We start from the raw sequence: 25,526 nt of genomic DNA on the forward strand, positions 1-25,526 counted from the left end.
TGTTCACAACGGAACCCGGTGTTGTCAAGAGCGGGACGCCGGCTATCGTCGCGGCCATGACCGTGGTCCGCTCGTTGCTGTTGTTCGTGCTGGCCGCGTTGGCCGAGATCGGTGGCGCGTGGCTGGTGTGGCAGGGCGTGCGCGAGCACCGCGGCCTGCTGTGGATCGGCGCGGGCGTGGCGGCGCTCGGCCTGTACGGGTTCGTGGCGACGTTGCAGCCGGACGCGCACTTCGGCCGCATCCTGGCCGCGTACGGCGGGGTGTTCGTGGCCGGGTCGCTGGCCTGGGGCGTGGTGGTGGACAAGTTCCGGCCCGACCGGTGGGACTACGTCGGCGCGGCGATCTGCCTGCTCGGCGTGGCCGTGATCATGTACGCGCCGCGCCCGTGAAGGTCCCGGAGGCCTGACGGGCCGGTCGGCAGCGGCATGGCGTCGCTCGTCGTGCCGGTCGTGCGCGGGGGTCGCCGTGCCCGCCGCCGGTTGAAGCCGCACCGCTCGTTGCCGGTCGTGGTCACCTGGAGGAACGCCGTCCTGACCGTCAGGCCAGGTGGTTGCCCGTCTCCCGTGCGCGGACGCTGAGCAGGTCAGGCCGGTGGGTTGCCGCGCGGGCGGAGGCGGCCCATCGGCAGCGGCGGGGCGGGGAGGCGGTCGCCCGGGTAGCCCTCGACCCGGCCGAAGCGCTCCGACTCCGCCTGCCACTGCTCGCGGTAGCGGGCGATCTCCTCGTGGCTGCGGCCCACGAAGTTCCACCACATCACCAGGTCCTCGCCCAGCGGCTCGCCGCCGAGCAGGACCACCCGCGCCGGGGTCCCGGTGACGTTGGCCAGGTGGAGCACCGCCGCGCCCGGGCCGACGTAGCCGAGCGCTCCGCTCGCCAGCGCCGTGCCGCCGAGCTCCACCGCGCCGAGGTCGACGAGCACCCCGTGCTCGAACGCCGCGTCCACGTCGAGCGCCACCCGCGCGCCGGGTTCGAGCACGAGTTCCGCGCCCAGCAACGGCGTGAACGTGCGCACCGGCGACGTCCGGCCGGCGACCGTGCCCAGGAACACCCTCGCCGACGCGCCGTCCAGCGCCACCGCCTCGGGCACGTAGTGCTGGAAGTCGCGCGGCGCGTCGCGGTGGGCGTCGGGCAGCGCGATCCACAGCTGCACGCCGTGCAGCACGGTCGTCTCCGGCGTCGACACCTCGGAGTGGCAGATGCCGTGCCCGGCGGTCATCAGGTTCAGCTCGCCCGGCCGCACCACCGCGTGCACCCCGAGGCTGTCGCGGTGCTCGATCTCGCCGCTGAACAGCCAGCTCGCGGTCTGCAGCCCGGTGTGCGGGTGCGGCGCGACGTCCATCCCGCCGCTGACCGACACGTCGTCGGGCCCGTAGTGGTCGGCGAAGCACCACGCGCCGATCAGGGACCGCGACCGCTGCGGCAACGTGCGGCGCACGGTCATCGCCCGCGGCCCGCCCAGCGGCACGTCGCGGGGGTCGAGGACCTCGACCGCCGCGACGCCGGACGTGCTCTCGCAGATCAACTCGGACGGGTGGGTCTCCACGTTGCTCATCGCGACCCCGTTCGGACGGCCATCAGCCCATCCTAGGGGCGCTCAGAGGCGCTGGTACTCCTCCCACGTCCGCTTCGGGGTCACCACCGGCCCGTCGTCCGGACCGCGGTTGGCCAGCCCGTTGAAGCCGAGGTAGTAGTCGCCTGCCTGGTTCCGCGCGCCCGTGGACAGGTCCGGGTCGCCCAACGCGATCGCGTGGATGTGGTAGTCGAAGCCCTGCGCGGGCGTGCGGATCCACGCGGCGAACCCCACTTGGCGCAACACCCTGGCCACGTTCGTGCGGGTCGTCGCGGTCATGCCCGACACCGAGATGTCCAGCGCGCCGCCGCCGTCGTGGGTGCCCGCCGAGCCGGGCACGCCGCCCGGGTTGTACGAGCCCTGCGTGATGCCGAGCGTCCGGCCCAGCAGCCGTTCCGCCTCGACCAGCATGGCCTTCGTGCGGGTGTTCATCAGCGCGCTGTGGTAGGTCACCCGGCTGCCCGCCGACACCACGCGGGTGACGGTGTAGGTCGTCTCGCCGAGCAGCCGCAACGACGTCGGTCCGGGCATGCCGGACGCGTCGAGCCCGGTGTAGCCGAGCGAGCGCTGGTAGGCCGCGTAGGCGTCGATCGTCCGGGTGCCGAAGTGCCCGTCCACGTAGGTCGAGGCGAGGTGCCCCTTCGCGGCGAGCGCCCGTTCCACCAGCCGCACGCTGTCGCCGCTGCCCGGCGTGATCGCCGAGTCGGCCCGGCGCGGGTCGATCTGCGCGGCCTTGAGCACGGACTCCATGTCGACCACGGGCAGTGCGACGGCCTGGGGCTCGGCGGCGGCGGGCGCCGCCAGGCCGGCCAACCCGATCAGCGCACCGACCACCGCGACTCTGACGTTGACCACGTCCACCTCCGGTCCACCTCCGACGAAGCGCAGCCAGTCAAGCGCGGATCGGCGGTTCTTGGCAACACCTCGCCGTAGTTGGTTGGTTGTTGACAACAGGCGGCGCGCTTCGTCCGACGAGGGTCGTGGAGTAGAGTCCGGCGAGTTGGGGCACGAGCTGTCGGCACTCGGCCGGCGCGGTCCCCGATCCAGTCCGGCCGCACCTCAGGGCCGGGGACGGGAGCACCGGCTTGTCGCCGGACCATCCGTTCACATCATCTACCCCTACGGCCCGCAGGCACGCCGGTCCGATCCACCACGCTCTCCCCATGCGTGGCGCGGCCCTGTCGGCAGGGGAGGCGGGGTCGTCATGACGCAGACCAGACCTGGTCGATCACAGGGTGCCGCGGTCGGTTTCGCCGACGCGAGGGCCGCGGCCGACCGGGCCGAGACCGTTCAGCGCAACCAGGCCGCGCGCACCGTCGCCGACAACTCGGTCGACGCGAACGACTGCCGCGAGCTGCTGCTGATGCTCGGCCTGCCCGACCCGCCCGCGGACGACGCGCCGGTGCGCACCCGCAACGAGCGGGCGCAGGACCAGCGCACGGCCGAGTACCCGCTCCAAGCCCGCGACTGAGCGAGCCGGCGCCTCCGTCGCAAGTGGACGGACGCGTCGACCATCGACCTAACTCGACCGGGTGAGTTCTCGGCCCGAGCGCATCAACGGCCGACGACGGCGGTAGCCCACCTGTGGTGTGTCCACGAGGGACACCCGGAGGAGGTTCGAGCGCAGATGGGCATTGGCGACAAGTTCGACGACCTCAAGGGCAAGGCCAAGGACGCTCTCGGCCAGCACGGCGACAAGGCCGACGAGGGCATCGACAAGGCCGGCCAGTTCGTCGACGAACGCACCGGCGGTGAGCACTCCGAGCACATCCAGAAGGGGACGGACAAGGCCAAGGAAGGCCTGGACCGATTCCGCGAAGGCCAGTAGCCCGAAGACGACCGAGGGCCGCCCTCACGATCGAGGGCGGCCCTTCCGCGTGCGCTCAGGAGCGCGTGAGGCGCGAGGCGAGCAGCGCCTTGCCCTGCTCGGCGCCCTTGCGGCTCTCGCCCTGGGCGCGGCGGAAGAAGTCCGCCAGCTCGCGGTCGCCCGCGCGCTCGGCGTCGGCGACGTAGGTCTCCAGCCGCAGCGCGTTGCTCAGGCACGCCTCGACGAACCAGATGATGTTGTAGTCCTTGTCCTGCGTTCCGGTCACCTGACCGGTTTCGGTCGTGGTGGACACATGACCTCCTCACTAGTCGACGCACCGGGGATACCCGTTTTCCGTACCCTGAACGCGGAACCGGCGCCCCTGCGGACGACTTCGCCGCTCGTCCCCGTCCGGCCGTCACCCGACCGTGGGACCGCGGCGACCGTGACCCCGCCGTCGCGTCAGCCGTCGAGCTCGGCCCACACGACCTTGCCGTCGGCGGTCGGGTCGGTGCCCCACGCCCGGCTCAGGGCGGCCACGATGATCAGCCCGCGCCCCCGTGCCGAGTCGACCTGCACGGGTCTGGGCTGGGGCAGGGCGGACGACCCGTCGGCCACCTCGATCCGCAGCCCGGACTCCGTCCGCGAGACGGTGAGGCCCACCGGCCCGGTCGCGTGGTCCACCGCGTTGGACACCAGCTCGGTCACCACCAAGGCGGCGTCGTCGCCCGCGTCCTCCGACAGCCCCCAGGCCGCCGCCGCGTCGCCCACCACCTGGCGGGCCCGCGCCGATGAGCCCGCTGACGCGGGCAGCGTCACGGCCACCGGCGCTGCTGGCTCGTTGCGCACATCCGCTCCCCGTTGATCGGCCGTCACGGCATGGTCGCACATCCACCGGTCGTGGCACCGGGCGGTCGCGCCGACCGGCGTCCTGGCGGCGTCCGGCGGCACGTCGGTGACCAGTCCGTCGGGACGCGGTATCGGCACGGGGCCCATCCGGTGGCTAGGCTCGTGCACCATGGAGTTGCAGGTGCGCAGTGAGGTGCGGGGCGACTGGACGGTCGTCGCGGTGTCGGGCGAACTGGACGCCGACACGGTCCCCGTGCTGTCCGACCGCCTCGAGGAGAGCAGGGGCGCCAACGTCGTGGTGGACCTGAGCGGGGTGCCGTTCATGGACACGACGGGCCTGTCCCTGATGCTCGACTGGCACCGCAGACTGGACGGCTCGGGCGGGGAGTTCCGGATGGCGTCGATGCAACCCTCCGTGCACAAGCTGTTCCGGCTGACCGAGTTGACCGAGGTCATGCACATCCACGACACCGTCGAATCGGCCACGACCACCACGTGATCCCCGAGACCTTCCGCAACTCGCCGATACCCCGCGACCAGGACTGGCTGGCCACCCTCCCCACCGCCATCGAGCACCGCCTGGAGGTCTGGGACCTGCGTCCGGACGGCCCGGTGAGGCACGGCTCGCACGCCCTGGTCATCCCGGTGACCCGCGAGGGCACACCACTCGTGCTGCGGGTGAACGCGCCGAGCGAGGACGTGAGGGCGCACATCGAAGCCCTGCGCTTCTGGCAGGGAAGGGGCACCGTCCACCTCGTCGACGCCGACCCGACCGCCGGCGTCATGCTCCTGGAACGCCTCGACCTGCACCGCAGCGCCCTGGACCTCCCGTCCGAGGAAGCCATGGCGGTACTGGGCGTGATGGCCCGACGACTGGCCGTCCCGGCCCCACCGACCGCCCGTTCGACGGCCGACCTGGCCCTCGCCCGCGCCGAGAGCCTGGAACCGGACTGGCTGCGCCAAGGCAAACCCTTCGACCGCGCCATCCTCCGCGCGGGGGAGGAGGCGGTGGCAACCCTGGTCACCACCGCGTCCACGCTCGCCGTCAACGGCGACCTGCACTCGGCCCAAGTCCTGGCCGGCACCCGCGAACCCTGGCTGACCGTCGACCCGATCCTGCTGCGCGGCGACATCGCCTACGACCTGGCCAGAGTCCTCTGGACGAGGCTCGACGACATGCCCGACGACACCGCGATCACCGCCCACCTGGACATCGTCGTCAACGCCGCCAACCTGAACCGCGACCAAGCCAGGAACTGGGTCGTCTTCCGCGCCATCGACTACTGGCTGTGGGGCCTGGACGCGGGTCTGACCGAAGACCCCATCCGCTGCCACCGCCTGATCACCGCCCTGACCTGACCCCACCCACCGGTCCACCACCCCCCACCCGCCCACAACGGACCCGCAGCATCCCCACCTAGGCCCGATTTGACATGGGTTCGGGTGCCATAGGCTGGTCGAAGCCGGGCAGGCTTGGCGGACGCTTTTCCCGCCAGGCCTGCCCGGCTTTGGCCTGCCTGGGGTGCCCGTAAGGGCCCCATGTCAAATCGAGCCGGCCCCAACCACCACCCCGAAGACTCAACTCGCCGCACCCGAACACTCAACTCGCCACAGGAACGTTCGACACACCCGACCTGAACGCAGGACACGCGCGACGTCGGGTCAGTCGGTCTGGTCCACGCCCAGGTAGAAGGCGATCAGGCGCAGCAGGTGCTCCGTGTCCACCGGCTTGGTCACGTAATCGGTCGCCCCCGAAGCCAGGGACTTCTCCCGGTCACCCTTCATCGCCTTGGCCGTCACCGCGATCACCGGCAGGTCGGCGTACCGCGACATCGCCCGGATCGCGGCCATGGTGGCGTTCCCGTCCAACTCCGGCATCATGATGTCCATCAGCACCAGCGTCACGTCGTCGTACTGCTCCAACGCCCGCACCCCGGTGATCCCGTTGTCCGCGTAGATCACCTGCAACCCGTGCAGCTCCAGCACGCTCGTCAACGCGAACACGTTCCGCAGGTCGTCGTCGACGATCAACACCTTCTCGCCGTGGAACCGCATCGGCGCGGGCGGCAGCTCCGACGGCGCGATGAGCGCCTGCGTGGCGTCGTCGGCGGGCGTCAGCAGCTCCGGCACGACCTCCGGCTCCACCGGGACCGGCGGCACCAGGCCCTGCTCCGCCAGCGGCAGGTACAGCGTGAACGTCGACCCGACGCCCGGCTCGGACCGCACGTCCAACCGACCGTCGAGCAACGTCGCCAGCTCCCGGCTGATCGACAGGCCCAACCCGGTGCCGCCGTACTTCCGCGACGTCGTGCCGTCCGCCTGCTGGAACGCCTCGAAGATCACCGACAACTTGTCCGACGGGATGCCGATGCCGGTGTCCTGCACGTCGAACGCGACCGAGCCCTCGACCACCCGGATCCGCAGCTTGATCTCGCCGTCGTGCGTGAACTTCACCGCGTTCGACAACAGGTTCCGCAGGATCTGCTGCAACCGGTGCTCGTCGGTGTGCAGGGTGGGCGGCACGTCCGGCTCCACCACGACCTCGAACGCCAGCCCCTTCTCCGCGGCCAGCGGCGAGGTCATCGCCTCGACGTACCCGACGACGTCGGACACGTGCACCGGGTCCGTCTGCACCTGCATGTGCCCGGCCTCGACCTTGGTCAGGTCCAGGATGTCGTCGATCAGCTGCAGCAGGTCCGTGCCCGACGAGTGGATGGTCTTGGCGAACTCCACCTGCTTCGGGTTCAGGTTCCCGTCCAGGTTGTCCGCCAGCAGCTTCGCCAGGATCAGCAGGCTGTTCAACGGCGTGCGCAGCTCGTGCGACATGTTCGCCATGAACTCCGACTTGTACTTCGACGCCGACGACAGCTGCCGCGCCCGCGCCTCCAGCTCGACCGAACCGGCCCGCAGCTCCTCGGTCAGCCGCTGCGACTCCACCAGCAGCGTGTCGGTCCGCGCGTTCGCGAGCATCGTGTTCAGGTTGACGCCGATGTTCTCCTTGAGCTGGTCCAACAGGTCCAGGTGCACCTCGGTGAACTCGCCGAACGACCCCAGCTCGATCACGCCGAGCGTCTCGCCCTGGAACACGATCGGCAGTATCACCAGGTTCGCGGGCGGCGCCGAGCCGAGCCCGGAGCCGATCTCGATGTACCCCGGCGGCACGTCGGTGACCAGCACCGTCTTCTTCTCCACCGCGACCTGCCCGACCAGCGACTCGCCGCGCGTGAACCGCGTGGGCCGGCCGCCGCGCGGCGTGTACCCGTAGGACGCGGTCAGGTCCAGGGCGTTCGACTCGGGGTCCGCCAGGAAGAACGCGCCGTGCTGCGCCGACACCAGCGGCGTCAGCTCGCTGATCACCAGCGACGCCATGGCGTTGAGGTCGCGGTGCCCCTGCATCTGGCCGGACAGCCTGGCCAGGTTCGTCTTCAGCCAGTCCTGCTCCTGGTTGGCCCGGGTCGACACCCTCAGGTTGCCGATCATCCGGTTGATGTTGTCCTTCAGCTCGGCGACCTCGCCGGACGCCTCCACGGTGATCTGCCGGGTCAGGTCGCCCGCCGTCACCGCCGTCGCCACCACCGCGATCGCGCGGACCTGCCGGGTCAGGTTCCCGGCCAGCTCGTTGACGTTCTCGGTCAGCCGCTTCCAGGTGCCCGAGACGCCTTCCACCTCGGCCTGGCCGCCGAGCTTGCCCTCGGTGCCGACCTCCCTCGCCACGCGCGTGACCTCCTGGGCGAAGGAGGACAGCTGGTCGACCATCGTGTTGATGGTGGTCTTCAGCTCCAGGATCTCGCCGCGCGCGTCGACGTCGATCTTCTTCGACAGGTCGCCCAACGCCACCGCCGTCGTCACCTGGGCGATGTTGCGCACCTGCGACGTGAGGTTGTTCGCCATGAAGTTGACGTTCTCGGTGAGGTCCTTCCACGTGCCCGCCACGTTCGGCACGCGGGCCTGGCCACCGAGGATCCCCTCGGTGCCGACCTCGCGCGACACCCGGGTGACCTCGTCGGCGAACGCGCGCAGCGTGTCCACCATGCCGTTGATGGTGTCCGCCAGCGCCGCGACCTCGCCCTTGGCCTCGACCGCGATCTTCTTGGACAGGTCGCCGCCCGCGACCGCCGTCGCCACCGCCGCGATCGACCTGACCTGCGTGGACAGGTTGTCGGCCATGACGTTGACGTTGTCGGTGAGGTCCTTCCACGTGCCGGCGACCCCCGGCACCCTGGCCTGACCACCCAACCGCCCGTCCGTGCCGACCTCCCTCGCCACCCGCGTCACTTCATCCGCGAACGAGGACAGCTGGTCGACCATCGTGTTGATGGTCGACTTCAGCTCCAGGATCTCGCCCCGCGCGTCGACCGTGATCTTCTGGGACAGGTCGCCACCGGCGACCGCCGTCGTCACCTGGGCGATCGACCGGACCTGGGCCGTGAGGTTGTTCGCCATGAAGTTGACCGAGTCGGTGAGGTCGCGCCAGGTCCCGGCGACCCCGGGCACCTGCGCCTGACCGCCCAACCGCCCGTCCGTGCCCACCTCGCGGGCCACGCGCGTGACTTCGTCGGCGAAGGAGGACAGCTGGTCGACCATCGTGTTGATGGTGTCCTTCAGCTCCAGGATCTCGCCGCGCGCGTTGACCGTGATCTTCTGCGAGAGGTCGCCGCGCGCGACCGCCGTCGCGACCTGCGCGATGTTGCGGACCTGGGAGGTCAGGTTGCCGGCCATGAAGTTCACGGAGTCGGTGAGGTCGCGCCAGGTGCCCGCCACGCCCGGCACCTGGGCTTGACCGCCCAGCCGCCCGTCGCTGCCGACCTCGCGCGCCACCCGGGTGACCTCGGCCGCGAACGACGACAGCTGGTCGACCATCGTGTTGATGGTGGTCTTGAGCTGCAGGATCTCGCCGCGCGCGTCGACGTCGATCTTCTGCGACAGGTCGCCCTGCGCGACCGCCGTCGTGACCTGCGCGATGTTGCGGACCTGGGAGGTCAGGTTGCCGGCCATGAAGTTCACGGAGTCGGTGAGGTCGCGCCAGGTCCCGGCCACGCCGGGCACCTGGGCCTGACCTCCCAGCCGTCCGTCCGTGCCGACCTCGCGGGCCACGCGCGTCACTTCATCCGCGAACGAGGACAGCTGGTCGACCATCGTGTTGATGGTCGACTTGAGCTCCAGGATCTCGCCCCGCGCGTCGACCGTGATCTTCTGCGACAGGTCGCCCTGCGCCACCGCCGTGGCGACCTGCGCGATGTTCCGCACCTGCGAGGTCAGGTTGTTCGCCATGAAGTTCACGTTGTCGGTCAGGTCGCGCCAGGTCCCGGCCACCCCGGGCACCTGGGCTTGACCGCCCAACCGCCCGTCCGTGCCGACCTCGCGCGCCACACGCGTGACCTCATCCGCGAACGACGACAGCTGGTCCACCATCGTGTTGACGGTGTCCTTCAACTCCAGCATCTCGCCCGCCACCGTCACGGTGATCTTCTGCGACAGGTCGCCCTGCGCCACCGCCGTCGCCACCTGCGCGATGTCGCGGACCTGCTTGGTCAGGTTGTCGGACATGAAGTTGACCGAGTCGGTCAGGTCCTTCCACGTGCCCGCCACCCCCGGCACGACCGCCGTGCCGCCGAGCCGCCCGTCGGTGCCGATCTCGCGCGCCACCCGCGTGACCTCGCCCGCGAACGTGCGCAGCGTGGCCGTCATCGAGTTGAAGCTCTCCACCAGCACCGCGACCTCGCCGCGCGCGTCCACCACGATCTCCTGCGACAGGTCGCCCTCGGCGACCGCGGCGAGCACGCGGCTCAGCTCGGCGGTCGGCCTGGTCAGGTCGTCGATCAGGCCGTTCACCGAGTCCGCCGCCGTGGCCCAGCCACCGGTCGAGGTGCTCGGGGCCAGCCGCTCGCCGAGCCTGCCCTCCTGACCGACCGACTGCCGCACCCGGACCAGCTCGCCCACCAGCCACTGGTTGCGCTCCGCGATCTCGTTGAAGACCTCGGCCAGCTCGGCTGTCACCCCGTCGCGGTCTCCGCCCCTTTTGGGCACCACGAGACGACGGCGGAAATTGCCGTCCTTCATCTCACGCATCGCGGTCAGCAGTCGGGACAGGGTCACGTCCGTGTCGTCCTGGGCGGTCGTCACACGAGCCTCCGATGTCAGCGGAACTGCGCCAAGCCTGCCACTGTTGGAGGCAACTTGTCCGATAGGTTGGGTCGACCCGACACACAGGAGCCGTGATGGCCCAGGGCTACCGGCAAGGCGCCGACACGGGCCTCGACCTCGACGCGTGGCGTCGCGTGGTCGACGGCTTCCACGAGGCCGTCGTCGTGCTGGACCCGGAAGGTGTCGTCCGGTTGGCCAACCCTCTCGCACCCGCGCTGTTCCCGCAGGTCCGGACGGGCTCGATGCTGCCGGACGGCGGCACCGGTCGCGGCCGGCGGCAGGACCTCGGCGACGGCTGGGTGGCCTTGTACCGGGGCGTGGACGACTTCCTCGACGACGCCGCCCGCCGGATGACCTCGCTCACGGAGCGTGCGGCGACGCTGCGCGCCGTGGTCGAGCTCGCGCCCGCCGAGCACGCCGTCGTGGTGCTGCCCGGCGTCCGCGGCCGTCTCGAATGGTGGCGGCGCACGCCCGCCGGCGACGTGGCCGTGGCCCGCACCACCCGCCAGGTCGCCGGCACCGCGCCCGGCCTCACCGCCGTGCTGGAACGGCGGGTCGACCACGCCGAGCTGGCCGAGCTGGGCGAGGGCCCGTGGGGCGCGTCCGGTGTCGGCGTGGCCGTGCCGCTGACCGAGGGCGGCGCGCTGGTCTGCTTCGGCGGCACGTGGCACGTCGACCTGCTCAAGCGGTACGCGGCGCGGGCCGCCGCGTCGGTCGAGGCGAGCACCCGGTTCAGCGAGCAGCAGCAGACCGTGGAGGCGCTGAAGGCCGACCTGCTGCCCCTGCCCCTGCCGGAGGTCCCGGGCGTCCACCTGGCCGGCGTCTACGAGCCGGCGCACCGGCGGGTCCTGGTCGGCGGCGACTTCTACGACGTCCACCCCCGTGAGGACGGCAGCGCGGCGTTCGTGCTCGGCGACGTGGCGGGCAACGGGTTGGAGGCCGCCGTGCACAGCAGCCGGGTGCGGCGCAGCCTGCACACCCTGCTCGTGGTCGAGCAGCGGCCCGCGCAGCTGCTGTACCTGCTCAACGCGGCTCTGCGGGCCGCGGGCAGCCGCCTGTTCACCACGCTCGTCGTCGGCACGATGATGCCGGTCCAGACCGGCGGCCTGCGGCTGACCCTGGCCGCCGGCGGCCACCCCGCGCCGCTCGTGCTGCGGGCCGACGGTCGGGTGGACGAGGTCGCCGTGCACGGCGGGATCGTCGGCGTGCTGCCGGAGGTGCGGTTCAACCAGACGACCGTCGCCCTCGGGTCGGGGGAGACGTTGCTGCTCTACAGCGACGGGTTGACCGAGGCGCGCAAGCACGACGACCGGCAGGAGCTGTTCGGCGACGTGCGGCTGAAGGCGGCGCTGGCGGACTGCGCCGGCCTGTCGGCCGAGGCGGTGTCGGACCACCTGCGGCGCGTCGTGTTCGACTGGCTGGGGCAGGCGGAGCACGACGACCTGACCCTGCTCGTGCTGCAAGCGGCGTCCTGAGGCAGCGGCTAGCGGGCGCCGAGCGTGCCGGTCACCGGTTCGGTGCTGATGGCGTAGCAGACCGCGGTCGTGGCGCCGGAGGGCCAGTACTCCTGGGCCGGCATGACCGACCTCGCCGTGACGCCCGGCCGTGACCCGCCCAGGTACGCCTCGACCGCGCGGATGCAGCGGTCCATCGACAGCTCCATCATCGTCCCGTAGCCCGGCGCGGGATCGGTGTGGGACCCCAGCCGGACGACCCCGGGCACGGCTTCGCTGCGGTGCGGCTGGTCGCAGGGCACGACCCGCGTCGGCTCGTCCAGCGGCTCGCCGGCGTAGCACCGCCGCAGCGCGCCGAGACCCGCGGCGAGCGCGCCCTTGACGCTCCCGGTCCGCGTCGCCGCCTTGTTGTCCGGCCCGCGTTCCAGCATCGCGCAGGCGAACCACCGCTCACCGGCGGCCCACTGCTCCGGCGTCGGCCACAGGACCCGGTGTTCCAGCCGCGTGGCCTCGGCGTCCGGACCGCCCAGGTACGCGGCCATCGCGTCGCGGCACGTGGGCGAGATCGTCGTGCCGACCGGTGGGTAGCCGGCCGGGAACCCGGTCGGCAGGTGGTCGGACAGCGCCACCTCCGCCTGGTGCTCCCGCTCGCAGCCGACGGGCTGGAAGGCGTTGTCCACGATGGCCAGGCAGTCGCCGGGTCCGTGGGAACCCACCCGCTTCGGCGGTGGCTCGGCGGAGGTCGTGGTCACCACCGGCGCCGCCGCTCGCGGCGTGCCGGGCACCGAGGTGCCGCCGCAGGCACTCGTCAGCACGAGCGCGAGCACCCCGGCAACGCCGCGCCACCACAGGGAATCAACCACCGGGCCACCGTAAAGTTCGATCACCCGCGCCGGTGCCGCGATGGCAGCAACCTGCCCGCGGGACGGCGCACCCGACGTCCCCGGTCCCTAGGATCGGGTGCTGTGGAGCCACCTCTCGCCGAGGTCGCGCGAGCGCACCGCCGGCTGCTCGACGCGATCGCCGACCTGACCGACGCGCAGGTCGCGGCGCCGTCGCGGCTGCCGGGCTGGACGCGGGGGCACGTGCTGGCCCACCTCGCCGACGCGGCCCGCGCCCGCAGCCGGGTGGTCGAGCACTGGTCGCGCGGCGAGCGGGTGGCGATGTGGGAGCCCGGCGAACGGGACGCGATCATCGAGGCCACCGCGCACCGCGGCGCGGCTGAGCACCGGGCCGCGACCGCGGAGCAGTCCGAACGCCTGGAACGGGCGTGGGCGGGCGTCGCCGACTGGTCGGAGCCGGTCGACCCCGACGAGGCCGACCAGGTCCCGCCGGTGTTCACGCGCTGGCGCGAGGTGTGGATCCACCTGCTGGACCTCGACCTCGGCGTCCGGCCCGCCGAGTGGAGCGCGGACTTCGCCGTGCACACCATCGGCGTGCTGCGAGCGCGGTTGCCCGCCGGCGTGTCCCTGCGGGCGACCGACGTGCCGAGGACGTGGGGCACGGGCACGGAGGTCGTCGGCGGGGTGCGCGACCTCGCCGCCTGGCTCGCCGGCCGCGAGCCCGACGAGCCGCCCACCTCCGCCGCGCCGCTGCCGGAGCTCGGCCCGTGGCCGTCGTACCCGGCGCGCCGTCAGGACCTGCCGGACTGATCCAGCGACAGCGGCACCCAGTGCAGGGCCTCGCGCCACCCCTCTCGGCCGAACGCCCAGTCCGCGAGCACCGCCGCGACGGGGCCGACCCCGATCACGTCGGGCTGCCGGGGCACCTGCGCCCGGAACTGGCGGTCCGGGCCGCCCGCGTGGTGCTCCACGAGGTGGCTGAGGTCGTCGTTCAGGTGCACCCGCAGGTAGTGCTGCCCGGCCGGCTCCAGGTCGAGCCGGTGCACGGTCAGGTGTCGCTGGGTCAGGTCCAGGTCGGCGAGGAGGTCGTGCAGGTCGGCCTCGGACGGCTCGTCCCAGGACTTCCCCGACCACTCGGTCACGCGTACCACCGGCGTCGTCACAGTGCGCAAGATACCCACAGCCCCGAGGCCGCCCGCAAGGCGAGTCCCAGGCCGACGGTCAGCACGAGGGCCGCGGTGATCACGGGCAGGGCGGTGAAGCGGTCGCGCAGGCGTTCGACGGCGGCCAGGCGGTCCCGCAGGCGGACCAGGACGAGGCCGACGGCGGTCAGCGTGACGGCCAGGCCGACGCCGTAGCCGAGGACGAGCAGCACGCCGAACCAGGTCCGGCCCAGCGCCACCGCGCCGAGCAGCACGACCAGCGCGGACGGGCTCGGCACCAGACCACCCGCCACGCCCATCCCGACCAGACCGCTCCTCCCGACACGATGCCCGTGCCCATGCCCATGCCCATGTCCGTGTCCGACGAGCGCGGACCGGCGTTCCCTCAGCGACGTGCGCAGCAGCCCGACACCGATCACCGCCACCAGCAGGCCGCTCACCACCCCCAACCACCGCAGCACCGCGTCACCCGCCACCGCACTGGTCGCGCTGATCAGCAACCCCACCACCAACACCCCGGCCGTGTGCGTCACCGTCACCGCCGCACCCACCACCAGGGCGTCACGCGGCGTGCCCGCCCGCCCGGCCAGGTACGCCGCGATCACGGTCTTCCCGTGCCCCGGCAACGCCGCGTGCCCCGCGCCCAGGACCAGCGACAACAGCACCGCCAACACCCCGACCCACGGCGTCGGGTCCCGAACGCCGGCGAACGACGTGAACGCCCGCGTGGCCGCGCCCACCCACGACGGCCCACCCACCGCCGTGCCGACCACCGGCGCGGACGACCCCGCCCCGACCCGCAACACCACCGAACGCACGTCCACCGGGTCCGCCAGCAGGTCGTCCGGGTACTCGCGCAACTCACCCGTCACGCTCACCGCCGGCACCGGCGGGTCGAGCAGCGCCACGCCGTCGCCCACCGCCGTCATCTCCCGCCAGCCGACGCGGTCGTCCCGGTACCCGGCCCGCACCGCCACCGTCGCCCCCGACGCGCCGGCCTCCACCACGCAGGTCAGCCGGGTGGTCGGCAGCCCCGCGTCACCGGGCGGGAACTCGACCGCGCTCGACCGCACCTCGACCGGCACGGCCCGGCCGTCCACCTCCACCGCCGTGGCCCGCGACAGGGCGGCGCACTCGCGTGCCGCGTAGCCGACCACCTCCGCCGGCCGCTCCTGCACCGTGGGGATCTCGGCGGTGTCCACCACCGCGCGCACGGTCACGCGATCCGGGTGCACGGTGATCCCGTGGTAGTGGTTGACCGTGAAGTTGCCCAACGGGTGCGCGCCCGCCTGCGCCGGGAACAGCAGCAACCCCAGCAACACCAGGCCGAGCACCTTCACCGCAGACCGTCCAGCGCCGCCCGCGCCCGCGGCGCGTCCACGAACGAGAAGTGCGGGTTGATCCGCAACGCCTCGTCCAACACCCCCGCCGCCTCGTCACCACGTCCCAGCGCGGCCAGGATCATGCCCCGGTGGTACAGGAACCCGGCGTTGTGCCACCCGGTCGAGACCGCGCGGTCGGCGAACGCCAACGCCTCCTCGTGCCGACCGTTCAGGTGCAGCGCCCACGCCAGCGCGTCGGCCACCAGCACGTGCTGCCGCCGTCCCCACTCGGCCTCCGCCAGCCGCAACGCCGACACCGCGTCACCCCGGTCCGCCGCCACCGCGGACGCCGCCAGGTCGTCCGGCGCCAGGGCGAACTGCCGTTCCAGCACGGCGAACTGCGGCGCGGGGTCACGTCCCGCCGCACGCAGCATGGTGGCGTGCTCGTGCACGAGCTGCGGCAACGGCGCGCGCTGCACCAGTTCCGAGTACAGCCGCAGCGCCTCGTCCACCGAACCGCGCGCGAACAGGACCTTCGCCTTGCCCTGCGACGACATCACGTCGCGCGGGTCCACCACCAGCCCTTGCGAGTACTGCGACAGCGCCTCGTCCAGGTCACCGTTGTCGAACGCCAGCTCACCCAGGTGGTAGCGGCAGAACACCACGTCCGGCGCGGCGCCCGCCGCGGCCAACGCCCGCTCCAGCGCCTCGCGCGCGCCCGGCACGTCCCCGCGTTGCTCCAGGTCGTAGGCGGCCCGCGTGAACGACGGGACGCCGGGCTCCAGGTCCAGCATCCGCTGCACCGCGGCGGTGGCCTCGGCCGGCATCCCGAGCTGCGTCAACGCGTCGGCCAGCACCCCGTACACCTCCGCGGTGTCCGGCAGCACCGCCTGCGCCCGTGACGCGTGGTCGCGGGCCGCCGCGAAGTCGTGCCGCGCGTTCGCCAGCGCGCCCAACCCGATCGACGCGAACCCGTTGCCCTCCGGCTGGTGCCGCAACGACGTGTCCAGCGCGCCCCGCGCCTTCTCGTAGTACGACGGGTCGCCGGTGATCCGCGCCTGCTCGACGTACGCCGAGCCCAACGCGGCCCACGCGCCCGCGTCCGACGGCGTGCGGCGCAGCTTGTCCTGCAACGCCGAGACGGTCCGGTGCGCGGCGACCTCCGCCACCGCGCCGGCCGGCGGCGCCGGAGCGTCCGAAGTGGACAAGGAGGTCACGGTCGTGACGAGCAGGGCGATCCCGCCGACGACGGCGGTGACGGCGACGAGCCGGAGCATGGCGTTCTCCCAGGACGGGGACTACTCGGTCGGGGGGTCCTGCTGGACGCGGTGGCGCAGGACCCAGGCCCCGGCGCCGATCAGCAGGATGGCGAGCAGCCCGCTCAACAGGGGCGCGGTCGGGACGCCGCCGCCCGCGGTCGGCTTGATCGCGACCTCCGTGCCGCCCGCGTTGACCGCGGTGTTGTTCGGCAGGGCCACGTACGGGAACCGCTTCTCGAACGCGTTCTCGTTCGCGTCCACCTTGTCGCCGGCGGCCAGTGCCTCGACCACGCCGTTCACCGCCGCGCCCTCCAGCGCCTGCAACCCGATGTCCAGCACGTCGTCGGACAGCCTGCGCCCGTTGGGGAAGCCCTGGTTGTCCTTGACGAGCACGCCGAGGCGGTTCGGCTCGGCCGCCGGCGGGACCGCCATGTTCAGCCGCAGCTGCTCGGACGGCACGAACTCGCGCTCGTCCACGTCGGCGTTCAGGACCTGCGAGTTCAGGTCGGCCTTGATCGGACCGCCGAGCTCGGTGGTGATGCCGGTCAGGAAGATCTCCACCAGGTCGTCGCGGCGGCCCTTCGGCGCGGGGACCCGGTAGATCGCCTCCACCAGCGCGGGCAGTTCCGGGTTCGCCACCCGGTCCACGAGCTCCTCGACCCTGCCGTCCTGGTCCGGTGTCAGCGAGTTGAACCTGTCCTTCAGCCCCGCCGGCACCACCACCTCGTTGACCAGCGGGTTCCCCAGCCGGGACACCTGCACCCAGTCGCCGTGCGCCCGGTAGCGGCCGGGGCTGAGCTCCATCGAGCGGCGCTCGGTGTCGCCCCACACCCCGATCACCGGGTTGCGCTTCGCGTCGCCCTTCAACGCCAGCCACGCCTTCGGCACCTGCAACGCGATGGTGTTGGCGTTGAAACCGCGCAGCGTGTCCTGCCCGACCTCGGACAGGTCGCCGCCGTAGAGCAGGTCGAACACCCGCAGGTCGAGGAAGAACGAGTCGTCCGCCTGCCCCACGTAGGCCTTCGCGCCGCCCCGGATCGGTGTGATGGCCTGGTCGCGCAACGCGCGGTAGTCCGGCATCGACTTCGGCCCGGTGTCGGACGGTGCGACCCTGCCCTTGCTGACCAGCTTCGTGGACGCGCCCCGCCGGTCGACCAGTTCCAGCGCGTAGGTCTGCCGGAACAGCAGGTTCTCGTCGTCCAGCGACGTCACGGCGCCGTTGTTGTAGAGGAACGTCGACTTGCCGCGCCGGTCGTCGTTCTGGAACGTGAAGCGGTAGGTGAGGTCGGCCCGCGCGTCGCCGTCGTTGTCGACGTTCAGGTCGTAGCGCGCGTCGGTCGCGAAGGGGTAGAAGTTCGGGCCGCCGTTCGGCTCCTGGAACGGGGAGAAGTTCGCGATCAGCGTCACGGTGTCCGGGTGGTCGGGGCTGACGAACGCGTAGACGTCGGTGTTGTCGACCGCCGGGTCGCCCGCGATCAGCGGCGCCTCGCGGTGGCTCGACGCGGCCGCACCGGACGCGCCGAGCAGACCGGTGGCCAGGGCCGTGGCGCCGACCGCGGCCAGCGCGACCGCCTTGGCGGCGCGGCGGCCGGTGAGCGGTGTGGACATGCTCGATCCCTTCATCGGATGCGCGAGCTGACATGAGGCAGTTCGGCCCGCGGGCACGTCCGGTTCAGAAGGTAGGGGGTCGGGGCTTCCGGTGAGTGGAAGATCCCGTTGACCCGCCGCCGGCGCGCTCCCTAGCGTTCGCCCACGTCAGCCGCACGACAACCGCCGGTTCCGGCCGCGCGCCCCGGAGGTCGGATTGGCCACCATCGCACCCCTCGCGGAGGCCGTCGCGCAGGTCGTGCGCGACGGCGACACCGTGGCTTTCGAGGGGTTCACGCACTTGATCCCGTTCGCCGCCGGGCACGAGGTGATCCGGCAGGGCAGGCGCGACCTGACCCTGGTCCGGATGACCCCCGACGTGCTCTACGACCAGCTCATCGGCGCGGGCTGCGCGCGCAAGCTGGTGTTCTCGTGGGGCGGCAACCCCGGCGTCGGCTCGCTGCACCGGTTCCGCGACGCCGTGCAGCACGGCTGGCCGCGCCCGCTGGAGCTGGAGGAGCACAGCCACGCGGGCATGGCCAACCGGTACGTCGCCGCGGCGTCCGGGCTGCCGTTCGCCGTGCTGCGCGGCTACACCGGCACCGACCTGCCCGCCCAGACCGCCAACATCGCCTCGGTGACCTGCCCGTTCACCGGGGAGGTGCTGACCGCGGTCGCCGCGCTCCGGCTGGACGCCGCCGTCGTGCACGCCCAACGCGCCGACCGGCACGGCAACGTGCAGCTCTGGGGCATCACGGGCGTGCAGAAGGAGGCGGTGCTGGCCGCGACCCGCTCGCTCGTCACCGTCGAGGAGGTCGTGGACGAGCTGGAGCCACGGCCGGGCGCGGTGGTGCTGCCGTCCTGGGTGGTGGACTACGTCGCCGAGGCGCCGGGCGGCGCGCACCCGTCCTACGCGCACGACTACTCGGTGCGGGACAACGACTTCTACGTGGCGTGGGACGAGATCAGCCGCGACCGGGACCGGTTCGCGCAGTGGTTGGAGAGCGTCGCGTGAGCGCGCGGTACACGCCCGACGAGATGATGACGGTCGCGGCGGCGCGGGCGCTGCGCGACGGAGCGGTGTGCTTCGTCGGCATCGGCCTGCCCAGCACCGCGGCCAACCTGGCCCGCCGCACGCACGCGCCGGACCTCGTGCTGGTCTACGAGTCCGGCACGATCGGCGCGAAGCCGGACCGGCTGCCGCTGTCGATCGGCGACGGCGTGCTGGCCGACACCGCGGTCAGCGTGGTCGGCGTGCCGGAGATCTTCAACTACTGGCTGCAACCGGGCCGGATCGACGTCGGCTTCCTCGGCGCGGCCCAGCTGGACCGGTTCGGCAACATCAACACGACCGTGATCGGCGGCGACTACCGCAACCCCGGCGTGCGGCTGCCCGGCGCGGGCGGCGCCCCGGAGATCGCCGCGTCGTGCCGCGAGGTGGTCGTGGTGGTGCGGCAGACCGAACGCGCGTTCGTGGAGCGGGTCGACTTCGTCACCTCGTTCGGCTTCGGCTCCGGGCCGGGCGGGCGCGAGGAGCTCGGCCTGACCGGCGCCGGGCCGCGACTGGTGATCACCGACCTCGGCGTGCTGCGGCCCGACCCGCGCACCTGCGAGCTGGTGCTGACCTCGTTGCACCCCGGCGTCGACCTGGCGACCGCGCGCGAGCGCACCGGGTGGGACCTCAAGGTCGCCGACGAGCTGGACCGCGGCGAACCACCCACCGACCGCGAACTCGCCGTGCTCCGCGAGCTGACCCGCTAGACCACCCCTCGGCACGACGAACAGGAGAACGGTGCCGACCCACCTGCCGCACACCTACCGGCCGGACACGCCGTCACACCCGCCGGTGGCCTTCCCCGAGTACCGGTCCAACGTGCTGCGGGCGCCGCACCGGCCCTTCGAGCTGCTGCCGCAGCGGCTCGGCGAGATCACCGGGCCGCTGCTCGGCGAGGGCCGCGTCGGTCCGCACGACAACGACCTGACCCTCGGCCACGACGGCGAGCCGCAGGGCCAGCGCATCATCGTCGCCGGCCGCGTGCTCGACGGCGACGGCCGGCCGGTCGCGGGCACCCTGCTGGAGGTGTGGCAGGCCAACGCGGGCGGCCGGTACCGGCACGACGCCGACCGGCACCCCGCGCCGCTGGACCCGAACTTCACCGGCGTCGGCCGCGTCGTCACCGACGCCGAGGGCCGGTACTCGTTCACCACCATCCAGCCGGGCGCGTACCCGTGGCGCAACCACGACAACGCCTGGCGGCCCGCGCACATCCACTTCTCGCTGTTCGGCACCGCGTTCACCCAGCGGCTGATCACCCAGATGTACTTCCCGGGCGACCCGCTGTGCGCCCACGACCCGATCTTCAACTCGGTCCGCGACCCGAAGGCCCGCGAGGCGATGGTGGCCCGGTTCGACCTGGACACCACCGTGCCCGAGTGGGCGCTCGGCTACCGGTGGGACATCGTGCTGCGCGGCAAGAACCCCACGCCGCTGGACGAGGAGGACGACGATGAGTGAGCTCCGGACGACCCCGTCGCAGACCGTCGGCCCGTTCTTCTCGTTCGGCCTGGTGTGGCCCGACGGCCCGTACGTGGTGCCCGAGGGCACGCCGGGCGCGTTCCGGATCGCCGGGACGGTGTACGACGGCGCGGGCGTGCCGGTGCCCGATGCGGTGGTCGAGACCTGGCAGGCCGACCCCGAGGGCCGGTTCGACCACCCCGACGACCCGCGCGGCGCGGTGCGCTGGAAGGATTTCCGCGGCTTCGGCCGCAGCGCCACGGACCCCGAGGGGCGGTACTCGCTGCTGACCGTCAAGCCCGGCCCGCTGCCCGCGACCGGCGGCGGTGCGGCGGCGGACGGCGTGCAGGCACCCCACCTCGACGTGTCGGTGTTCTGCCGGGGCATGCTGGTGCGACTGGTCACCCGGATCTACTTCCCCGACGAGGAGGCCAACGCCGACGACCCGGTGCTCACCTCGATCGACCCGGCCAGGCGGCCCACGCTCATCGCCGAGACGGAGCCACCTGGCTACCGCTTCGACATCCACCTGCAAGGGGAGCATGAAACCGTCTTCTTCGACCTCTGAGCACGGCGGCCGGTCGTCCGGGCCGCGCGAACCGGGCACGCGCTCGCTCTGGGGCACGCTGTTCACCGACCCGGACGTGGACGACGAGACCTGCGACCGGGCGTGGCTGCGCGCCATGCTGGACTTCGAGCGCGCGCTGGCGATCGTGCAGGCCAGGGCGGGCATCGTGTCCGAGGAGGCCGCCCGGATGGTCGTCACGGCCATCGACGTCGGCCACTACGACCCGGTCGCCCTCGGCGAGGGCGCCCTCACGTCGGGCACGCCCGTCGTGCCGCTGGTCCGGGCGATCGGCGCGCACGTCACCCCCGAGGGGCGTGCGGCCGTGCACAACGGCGCCACCAGCCAGGACGTGCTCGACACGGCGTTGTCGCTGGTCGCGTTCCGCGCGCTCGGGCCGATCCTGGAAGGGCTGCGCGGCGTGGCCGCCGAGTGCGAACGGCTCGCGCGACGGCACCGGGACACCCTGATCGCCGGCCGCACGCTGACCCAGCACGCCCTGCCGACCACGTTCGGGCTCAAGTGCGCGGGCTGGCTGGTCGCGGTGGACGAGGCCGAGACCGCCCTGACCCGCGTGCGCACGCAGCGGCTGGCCGTGCAGTTCGGCGGCGCGGCGGGCACGCTGGCCGCGGTCGGCCCGGGCGGCGACCTGACCGCGGAGCTGGCCGCCCAGCTCGGCCTGACCGCGCCGCTGATCCCGTGGCACACCAACCGGACCAGGGTGGCCGAGCTGGCGGGCGCGCTCGGCGAGGCGTCCGGGGTGCTGGCCAAGATCGCGCAGGACGTGGTGCTGCTGGCGCAGACCGAGGTCGCCGAGGTGGCCGAGGCCGACGGCGGCACGTCGTCGGCGATGCCGCACAAGCACAACCCGGTGCGCGCGGTGCTGGTGACCGCGTGCACCCGCCGCGTGCCGGGGCTGGTGGCCACGGTGCTGTCGGCGATGGCGCAGGAGCACGAACGCGCGGCCGGCGCGTGGCACAGCGAGTGGCAGACCGTCACCGAGCTGCTGCGGCTGGTCGGCGGCGCGGTGCGCGGCACCCGTGAGCTGCTGTCGCGGTTGCGGGTCGACCCGGAGCGGATGCGCCGCAACCTGGACCTGACCGGCGGGCTGCTGATGGCCGAGAACGTGGCCGTGCGGCTGGCGAGGCGGATCGGCCGGTCGGAGGCGCAGGAGCTGGTCGCCGAGGTGTGCCGGACCGCGGTGGCGGCCGGGCTTTCGCTGCGCGACGCGCTGCTGGCCGACCTGCGGATCGGCTTGTCGGAGAAGGAGATAGACGACGCGCTCGACCCGGCCGGGTACACCGGCGCCGCGGGCGAGTTCACCGACCGCGCCCTCGCGGCGCACCGGGGGAGGAGCCGGCCGTGAAGCCGCACTACGAGTTGAGCGGGCCGCCGGACGCGCCGGTCCTCGTCCTGGGCAACTCGCTGGGCACCACGACCGCGTTGTGGGACCGGCAGCTGCCCGTGCTGCACCGGCGGTTCCGGGTGCTGCGCTACGACCACCGGGGCCACGGTGGTTCCCCGGCGGGGCCCGGCCCGTACCGGATCGACGACCTCGCCGACGACGTGCTGGAGCTGCTGGACGCGCTGGGGCTGGCCAAGGTGTCGTACTGCGGCGTGTCGATGGGCGGCATGGTCGGCATGTGGCTGGCCGGGCACGCGCCGGAGCGGATCGAGCGGCTGGTGCTGTGCTGCACGGCGGCCGGGTTCCCGTGCGCGCGCCCCTGGCTGGACCGCGCGGCGGCCGTGCGGTCGTCGGGCACCGGTTCGATCGCGGCCGCGGCCGCCGGTCGCTGGTTCACCCCGGCGTTCCGCTCCCGCTCGCCCGAGGTGGTGGCCGCGTTCGAGGCCGGTCTGTCCGAAGTGGACGACGAGGGGTACGCGGCGTGCTGCGAGGCGTTGGCGGCGATGGACCTGCGGTCCGTGCTGCCGGTGATCGAGGCGCCGACGGTGGTCGTCGCGGGTGCGGACGACGAGGCCACGCCACCGGACTGGGGTCGTTTCATCGCCGACTCGGTGCCGGGCGCGTCGTTCCACGTCGTGCCCGGGGCGCACCTGGCGAACGTGGAGGCGGCCGACGAGGTGTCGGCGATCCTGGAGGCGCACCTGTGAGCTTCGACGAGGGCATGCGCGTGCGGCGGGAGGTGCTCGGCGACGAGCACGTCGACCGGGCGGTCGCGAACACCGACGCGTTCACCGCGGATTTCCAGGACTTCATCACCCGCTACGCGTGGGGCGAGGTGTGGACCCGGCCCGGCCTGGACCGGCGGGCGCGGTCCTGCGTCACGCTGGCGGTGCTGGCCGCGCTGGGGCACGAGCACGAGCTGGCGATGCACGTGCGCGCGGCGTTGCGCAACGGCGTGACGGCGGAGGAGATCAAGGAAGTGCTGCTGCAGGTGGGCGTCTACGCGGGCGTCCCGGCCGCGAACCGCGCGTTCGCCGTGGCCCAACCGATCCTGGCGTCGGACTGACCTGCGGCCGACGGCGCCGGCACGGGGCCGGCGCCGTCGGCGAGTCGATCACTGACCGCGGACCTCGGACTTCACCTGCTGCCCGGACTGGCGGGCGTGCTGGCCGACCTCCTGGGCCGAGCCCTTGGCCTGCTCGACGGTCGTCTGCGTGGCCTCCTGGGCGACCTGCTTGACCTGGTCGGCGGCCTCGCCGACCATCGTGCCGGCGTCGTCCTTCAGCTTCTGCGCGGACTCCGTCAGCGCCTCCTTCACCGGCTCGACGGCGCCACTGGCGCGTTCGCTGAGCTGTCGGACGGCGTCCTGCTCGGCCCGCGTCGCCGGGATCAGCGTCGCGACCAGCGCACCCGCGCCGAACGCGATCAGCCCCGCCGCCAGCGGGTTGCCGCGGGCCTGTTGCCGTGCCTGGTGGGGCGCCTGCTGCACGGCGTGCGCGGCCTCTTGTGCCTTCTCGCCGACGGTGGACGCGGCCTGCTGGGCCTTGTCCCCGACGGTTGAGGCGGCGTCCTGCGCGCGCTCGCCGACGGTGGTGGCCATGCCCGCCGTCCGGTCCTGCACCGTGGCGGCGGTCTCCGGAACCGTGCCCATGACTCGCTCCTTCAACGTGCTCATGCGGTGTCGGACCCGGTCGGCCCGGCGGTGCGCGATGTTGCGCGGCCTGGCATGGTCGACGATCCGGTTGGCGTCCGCCACCAACTCGGCGCGGGTGCGGTCGATGTCGTGCCTTATTTGGTCGGGTGACGGGCCCATTCCGCGTCCTCCTTCAAGGTCTCGATGGTGCGCTCCGGCTTGGGGTTGACCTTCCGCAGCCGAGCGCGGCCGGTGGAGAACAGGGCGAACCCGGCGACGGCCCACAGCACGGCGACGACGAGCGTCGCCCAGCCCAGGCCCATGAACGTCGCCAGGCCGAACGCCAGCGCGAGGCTGAGCAGCACCGCGGTCATGTAGCCCGCGAAACCGGCCGCCCCGAGCATCCCGGCGGCCTTGCCCGCCTTGGTCGCCTCCTGCCGGATCTCGGCCTTGGCGAGCTCGAGCTCCTGGCGCATCAGCCGGGACAGGTCTTCGGCCAGGTCGCCGACGAGCCGGCCCAGCGAGGGCTCCTCCTCGACCGGCGGCACGGCTCCGGGAGGCGGTGTCGCTCCGGTCGCCGGTACCGCGCCGCTCGGCACGCGGCTCTCCGGCACCTGCCCCCGCGGTACCCGCCCACCGGCCAAGCGGGTCGTCTCAGCGCTGGACATACGGCGATCCCTCCGGCTGGTAAGGGGCGCGCGGCGTCGGCGCGCCGTACTCGGACGGCACCGGCGACGGTGACGACGGCGTCGCGCTCGGCGGCGGCACGGCGGTCGGCGTGGTCACCGGCGTCGTCGGCACCTGGTCGGTGTAGCCGCGCTGCACCTGCTGCGGCTGGTCGGAGGCGCTCATGCTCTTCGCGGCGCGGGCGACCAGGAAACCGGCCACCGCCGCGCCGATCAGGAACGTCCCCGGCTTGCGCCGCGCGAAGTCCTGGGCGGAGTCGAGCAGCCCGCGCGCACCCCGTTCGTCGAGGTACCGCGCAGCCTGCCGACCGGCGTCGGAGACCTGGCGCAACGCGCCCGCGGTCAGCGAGTCGGGGCCCGAGCCGTCGGCCATCGTGCCCAGCTCGTCGGCGATCCGGTCGATCTGCCGCGACACGCGCCGCGCCTGCTCCTCGGCCTCTGTCGCGACCCGCTCCCGCATGTCGTGCACCACGTGCTTGGCCTGGCCCGTCGCCTCGTGGGCCACCTGCCCGACCTGCTCGCGCGCGGTCGAACGCACGTCACCGGCCGCCTGCCTGGCGTGCTGCGCCACGGCCGCGCCCTCCTGTCCGGCGGTCTCGCGGACCGCACCCACCTGGTTCTCGTCCACGACTGACTCCTCAAGGTCGGCGTGCTCTCCCTACCCAGCTACCCCCGTGGCCGACGCCTAATCTCCTTCGCGATGACGGCGGTCCCGGCGCGCGCCG

27 protein-coding genes are annotated in these 25,526 nt (G+C 72.9%); 14 read left to right on the top strand and 13 right to left on the bottom strand.

Annotated elements, in window-relative coordinates; genetic code table 11:
- The first annotated feature begins 56 nt into the window (after window positions 1-56).
- Entirely contained in the window at window positions 57-389 is a 333-nt protein-coding gene (locus ACZ7GX_RS05685) for a YnfA family protein (protein ID WP_498773236.1), read from the top strand.
- Window positions 390-583: 194 nt separating this feature from the next.
- Here ACZ7GX_RS05685 and ACZ7GX_RS05690 read toward each other — a convergent pair whose 3' ends face one another.
- Both ACZ7GX_RS05690 and ACZ7GX_RS05695 read right to left on the bottom strand, forming a co-directional pair.
- Entirely contained in the window at window positions 584-1,552 is a 969-nt protein-coding gene (locus tag ACZ7GX_RS05690; protein ID WP_498773238.1) for a pirin family protein, read from the bottom strand.
- Window positions 1,553-1,594: 42 nt separating this feature from the next.
- Window positions 1,595-2,431 (bottom strand): peptidoglycan-binding domain-containing protein, encoded by an 837-nt coding sequence (locus tag ACZ7GX_RS05695; RefSeq protein WP_498773240.1) that lies wholly within the window; start codon window positions 2,429-2,431, stop codon window positions 1,595-1,597.
- A gap of 343 nt (window positions 2,432-2,774) precedes the next feature.
- On the opposite strand from ACZ7GX_RS05695, the gene ACZ7GX_RS05700 reads away from it, so the two are divergent.
- On the top strand, window positions 2,775-3,041 hold the full coding sequence (locus ACZ7GX_RS05700; RefSeq protein WP_498773242.1) for a hypothetical protein: 267 nt from the start codon (window positions 2,775-2,777) through the stop codon (window positions 3,039-3,041).
- Between the two features lie 156 nt (window positions 3,042-3,197).
- The gene (locus ACZ7GX_RS05705; RefSeq protein WP_498773244.1) at window positions 3,198-3,398 is read left to right on the top strand and encodes an antitoxin; all 201 of its coding nucleotides are present in this window, start codon (window positions 3,198-3,200) and stop codon (window positions 3,396-3,398) included.
- A gap of 55 nt (window positions 3,399-3,453) precedes the next feature.
- Here ACZ7GX_RS05705 and ACZ7GX_RS05710 read toward each other — a convergent pair whose 3' ends face one another.
- Complete coding sequence (locus ACZ7GX_RS05710; protein WP_498773246.1) at window positions 3,454-3,690, bottom strand: hypothetical protein; 237 nt, start codon at window positions 3,688-3,690, stop codon at window positions 3,454-3,456.
- A 149-nt stretch (window positions 3,691-3,839) separates the two neighbouring features.
- Window positions 3,840-4,397 (bottom strand): ATP-binding protein, encoded by a 558-nt coding sequence (locus ACZ7GX_RS05715; RefSeq protein ID WP_498773248.1) that lies wholly within the window; start codon window positions 4,395-4,397, stop codon window positions 3,840-3,842.
- On the opposite strand from ACZ7GX_RS05715, the gene ACZ7GX_RS05720 reads away from it, so the two are divergent.
- Both ACZ7GX_RS05720 and ACZ7GX_RS05725 read left to right on the top strand, forming a co-directional pair.
- Window positions 4,396-4,725: an STAS domain-containing protein gene (locus ACZ7GX_RS05720; RefSeq protein WP_498773250.1), complete on the top strand. Its 330-nt coding sequence runs from the start codon at window positions 4,396-4,398 to the stop codon at window positions 4,723-4,725. The two genes, ACZ7GX_RS05715 and ACZ7GX_RS05720, sit on opposite strands and share 2 nt — an antisense overlap.
- Entirely contained in the window at window positions 4,722-5,585 is an 864-nt protein-coding gene (locus ACZ7GX_RS05725; protein WP_498773252.1) for an aminoglycoside phosphotransferase family protein, read from the top strand. The genes ACZ7GX_RS05720 and ACZ7GX_RS05725 overlap by 4 nt, the downstream gene beginning before the upstream one ends.
- A gap of 303 nt (window positions 5,586-5,888) precedes the next feature.
- Here the strand turns inward: ACZ7GX_RS05725 and ACZ7GX_RS05730 are convergent, their stop codons facing one another.
- Entirely contained in the window at window positions 5,889-10,349 is a 4,461-nt protein-coding gene (locus tag ACZ7GX_RS05730; RefSeq protein ID WP_498773254.1) for a hybrid sensor histidine kinase/response regulator, read from the bottom strand.
- Between the two features lie 95 nt (window positions 10,350-10,444).
- Here ACZ7GX_RS05730 and ACZ7GX_RS05735 point away from each other — a divergent pair, with 95 nt between their 5' ends.
- Window positions 10,445-11,845: a PP2C family protein-serine/threonine phosphatase gene (locus ACZ7GX_RS05735; protein WP_498773256.1), complete on the top strand. Its 1,401-nt coding sequence runs from the start codon at window positions 10,445-10,447 to the stop codon at window positions 11,843-11,845.
- An 8-nt stretch (window positions 11,846-11,853) separates the two neighbouring features.
- On the opposite strand, the gene ACZ7GX_RS05740 is transcribed toward ACZ7GX_RS05735, so the two are convergent.
- Window positions 11,854-12,687, bottom strand: a complete 834-nt coding sequence (locus ACZ7GX_RS05740; protein ID WP_498773258.1) for a septum formation family protein — start codon at window positions 12,685-12,687, stop codon at window positions 11,854-11,856.
- A gap of 102 nt (window positions 12,688-12,789) precedes the next feature.
- On the opposite strand from ACZ7GX_RS05740, the gene ACZ7GX_RS05745 reads away from it, so the two are divergent.
- Window positions 12,790-13,476 (top strand): maleylpyruvate isomerase family mycothiol-dependent enzyme, encoded by a 687-nt coding sequence (locus ACZ7GX_RS05745; protein ID WP_498773260.1) that lies wholly within the window; start codon window positions 12,790-12,792, stop codon window positions 13,474-13,476.
- Here the strand turns inward: ACZ7GX_RS05745 and ACZ7GX_RS05750 are convergent.
- The 4 genes from ACZ7GX_RS05750 to ACZ7GX_RS05765 are packed head-to-tail and all read right to left on the bottom strand — an operon-like array spanning window position 13,458 to window position 18,018.
- Window positions 13,458-13,829 carry a hypothetical protein gene (locus ACZ7GX_RS05750; protein ID WP_498773262.1) on the bottom strand — a complete coding sequence of 124 codons (372 nt, stop codon included), beginning with the start codon at window positions 13,827-13,829 and terminating at the stop codon, window positions 13,458-13,460. The two genes, ACZ7GX_RS05745 and ACZ7GX_RS05750, sit on opposite strands and share 19 nt — an antisense overlap.
- Window positions 13,826-15,169, bottom strand: a complete 1,344-nt coding sequence (locus tag ACZ7GX_RS05755) for a nickel/cobalt transporter (RefSeq protein ID WP_498773264.1) — start codon at window positions 15,167-15,169, stop codon at window positions 13,826-13,828. The genes ACZ7GX_RS05750 and ACZ7GX_RS05755 overlap by 4 nt, the downstream gene beginning before the upstream one ends.
- Window positions 15,166-16,428, bottom strand: coding sequence for a tetratricopeptide repeat protein (locus tag ACZ7GX_RS05760; RefSeq protein ID WP_498773266.1), 1,263 nt, complete (start codon window positions 16,426-16,428; stop codon window positions 15,166-15,168). The genes ACZ7GX_RS05755 and ACZ7GX_RS05760 overlap by 4 nt, the downstream gene beginning before the upstream one ends.
- Before the next feature lie 21 nt (window positions 16,429-16,449).
- The gene (locus ACZ7GX_RS05765; protein WP_498773268.1) at window positions 16,450-18,018 is read right to left on the bottom strand and encodes a DUF4331 domain-containing protein; all 1,569 of its coding nucleotides are present in this window, start codon (window positions 18,016-18,018) and stop codon (window positions 16,450-16,452) included.
- A 196-nt stretch (window positions 18,019-18,214) separates the two neighbouring features.
- Between ACZ7GX_RS05765 and ACZ7GX_RS05770 the strand changes: the two genes are divergently transcribed.
- From ACZ7GX_RS05770 to pcaC, 7 genes are read left to right on the top strand one after another with little or no spacing between them, the layout of a single operon-like run.
- Entirely contained in the window at window positions 18,215-19,012 is a 798-nt protein-coding gene (locus tag ACZ7GX_RS05770; protein WP_498773270.1) for a CoA transferase subunit A, read from the top strand.
- Between the two features lie 23 nt (window positions 19,013-19,035).
- Window positions 19,036-19,758, top strand: coding sequence for a CoA-transferase subunit beta (locus ACZ7GX_RS05775; protein WP_498773464.1), 723 nt, complete (start codon window positions 19,036-19,038; stop codon window positions 19,756-19,758).
- A gap of 31 nt (window positions 19,759-19,789) precedes the next feature.
- On the top strand, window positions 19,790-20,512 hold the full coding sequence (pcaH, locus tag ACZ7GX_RS05780) for a protocatechuate 3,4-dioxygenase subunit beta (RefSeq protein ID WP_498773272.1): 723 nt from the start codon (window positions 19,790-19,792) through the stop codon (window positions 20,510-20,512).
- Window positions 20,505-21,080 carry a protocatechuate 3,4-dioxygenase subunit alpha gene (gene pcaG / locus ACZ7GX_RS05785; RefSeq protein ID WP_498773274.1) on the top strand — a complete coding sequence of 192 codons (576 nt, stop codon included), beginning with the start codon at window positions 20,505-20,507 and terminating at the stop codon, window positions 21,078-21,080. Before pcaH ends, pcaG begins: the two co-directional genes overlap by 8 nt.
- The gene (gene pcaB, locus ACZ7GX_RS05790; protein ID WP_498773276.1) at window positions 21,055-22,443 is read left to right on the top strand and encodes a 3-carboxy-cis,cis-muconate cycloisomerase; all 1,389 of its coding nucleotides are present in this window, start codon (window positions 21,055-21,057) and stop codon (window positions 22,441-22,443) included. The genes pcaG and pcaB overlap by 26 nt, the downstream gene beginning before the upstream one ends.
- On the top strand, window positions 22,440-23,189 hold the full coding sequence (gene pcaD / locus ACZ7GX_RS05795; RefSeq protein WP_498773278.1) for a 3-oxoadipate enol-lactonase: 750 nt from the start codon (window positions 22,440-22,442) through the stop codon (window positions 23,187-23,189). Before pcaB ends, pcaD begins: the two co-directional genes overlap by 4 nt.
- Window positions 23,186-23,548, top strand: a complete 363-nt coding sequence (gene pcaC, locus ACZ7GX_RS05800; RefSeq protein WP_498773280.1) for a 4-carboxymuconolactone decarboxylase — start codon at window positions 23,186-23,188, stop codon at window positions 23,546-23,548. Before pcaD ends, pcaC begins: the two co-directional genes overlap by 4 nt.
- A gap of 48 nt (window positions 23,549-23,596) precedes the next feature.
- Here the strand turns inward: pcaC and ACZ7GX_RS05805 are convergent, their stop codons facing one another.
- From ACZ7GX_RS05805 to ACZ7GX_RS05815, 3 genes are read right to left on the bottom strand one after another with little or no spacing between them, the layout of a single operon-like run.
- Window positions 23,597-24,295: a DUF3618 domain-containing protein gene (locus tag ACZ7GX_RS05805; RefSeq protein WP_498773282.1), complete on the bottom strand. Its 699-nt coding sequence runs from the start codon at window positions 24,293-24,295 to the stop codon at window positions 23,597-23,599.
- Window positions 24,271-24,783, bottom strand: a complete 513-nt coding sequence (locus ACZ7GX_RS05810) for a phage holin family protein (protein WP_498773284.1) — start codon at window positions 24,781-24,783, stop codon at window positions 24,271-24,273. The genes ACZ7GX_RS05805 and ACZ7GX_RS05810 overlap by 25 nt, the downstream gene beginning before the upstream one ends.
- Complete coding sequence (locus ACZ7GX_RS05815) at window positions 24,770-25,429, bottom strand: hypothetical protein (RefSeq protein WP_498773286.1); 660 nt, start codon at window positions 25,427-25,429, stop codon at window positions 24,770-24,772. The genes ACZ7GX_RS05810 and ACZ7GX_RS05815 overlap by 14 nt, the downstream gene beginning before the upstream one ends.
- Window positions 25,430-25,526: the final 97 nt, after the last annotated feature.

This window comes from Actinosynnema sp. NPDC037264 (genome assembly GCF_055603705.1).

Excerpts from the sequence above, each read along its gene's own strand:
- ACZ7GX_RS05685 (WP_498773236.1), top strand. The coding sequence starts at position 57 with ATGACCGTGGTCCGCTCGTTGCTGTTGTTCGTGCTGGCCGCGTTGGCC.
- ACZ7GX_RS05690 (WP_498773238.1), bottom strand. The coding sequence starts at position 1,552 with ATGAGCAACGTGGAGACCCACCCGTCCGAGTTGATCTGCGAGAGCACG.
- ACZ7GX_RS05700 (WP_498773242.1), top strand. The coding sequence starts at position 2,775 with ATGACGCAGACCAGACCTGGTCGATCACAGGGTGCCGCGGTCGGTTTC.
- ACZ7GX_RS05705 (WP_498773244.1), top strand. The coding sequence starts at position 3,198 with ATGGGCATTGGCGACAAGTTCGACGACCTCAAGGGCAAGGCCAAGGAC.
- ACZ7GX_RS05720 (WP_498773250.1), top strand. The coding sequence starts at position 4,396 with ATGGAGTTGCAGGTGCGCAGTGAGGTGCGGGGCGACTGGACGGTCGTC.
- ACZ7GX_RS05715 (WP_498773248.1), bottom strand. The coding sequence starts at position 4,397 with ATGGTGCACGAGCCTAGCCACCGGATGGGCCCCGTGCCGATACCGCGT.
- ACZ7GX_RS05735 (WP_498773256.1), top strand. The coding sequence starts at position 10,445 with ATGGCCCAGGGCTACCGGCAAGGCGCCGACACGGGCCTCGACCTCGAC.
- ACZ7GX_RS05760 (WP_498773266.1), bottom strand. The coding sequence starts at position 16,428 with ATGCTCCGGCTCGTCGCCGTCACCGCCGTCGTCGGCGGGATCGCCCTG.
- ACZ7GX_RS05765 (WP_498773268.1), bottom strand. The coding sequence starts at position 18,018 with ATGTCCACACCGCTCACCGGCCGCCGCGCCGCCAAGGCGGTCGCGCTG.
- ACZ7GX_RS05775 (WP_498773464.1), top strand. The coding sequence starts at position 19,036 with ATGATGACGGTCGCGGCGGCGCGGGCGCTGCGCGACGGAGCGGTGTGC.
- pcaG (WP_498773274.1), top strand. The coding sequence starts at position 20,505 with ATGAGTGAGCTCCGGACGACCCCGTCGCAGACCGTCGGCCCGTTCTTC.
- pcaB (WP_498773276.1), top strand. The coding sequence starts at position 21,055 with ATGAAACCGTCTTCTTCGACCTCTGAGCACGGCGGCCGGTCGTCCGGG.
- ACZ7GX_RS05805 (WP_498773282.1), bottom strand. The coding sequence starts at position 24,295 with ATGGGCCCGTCACCCGACCAAATAAGGCACGACATCGACCGCACCCGC.
- ACZ7GX_RS05810 (WP_498773284.1), bottom strand. The coding sequence starts at position 24,783 with ATGTCCAGCGCTGAGACGACCCGCTTGGCCGGTGGGCGGGTACCGCGG.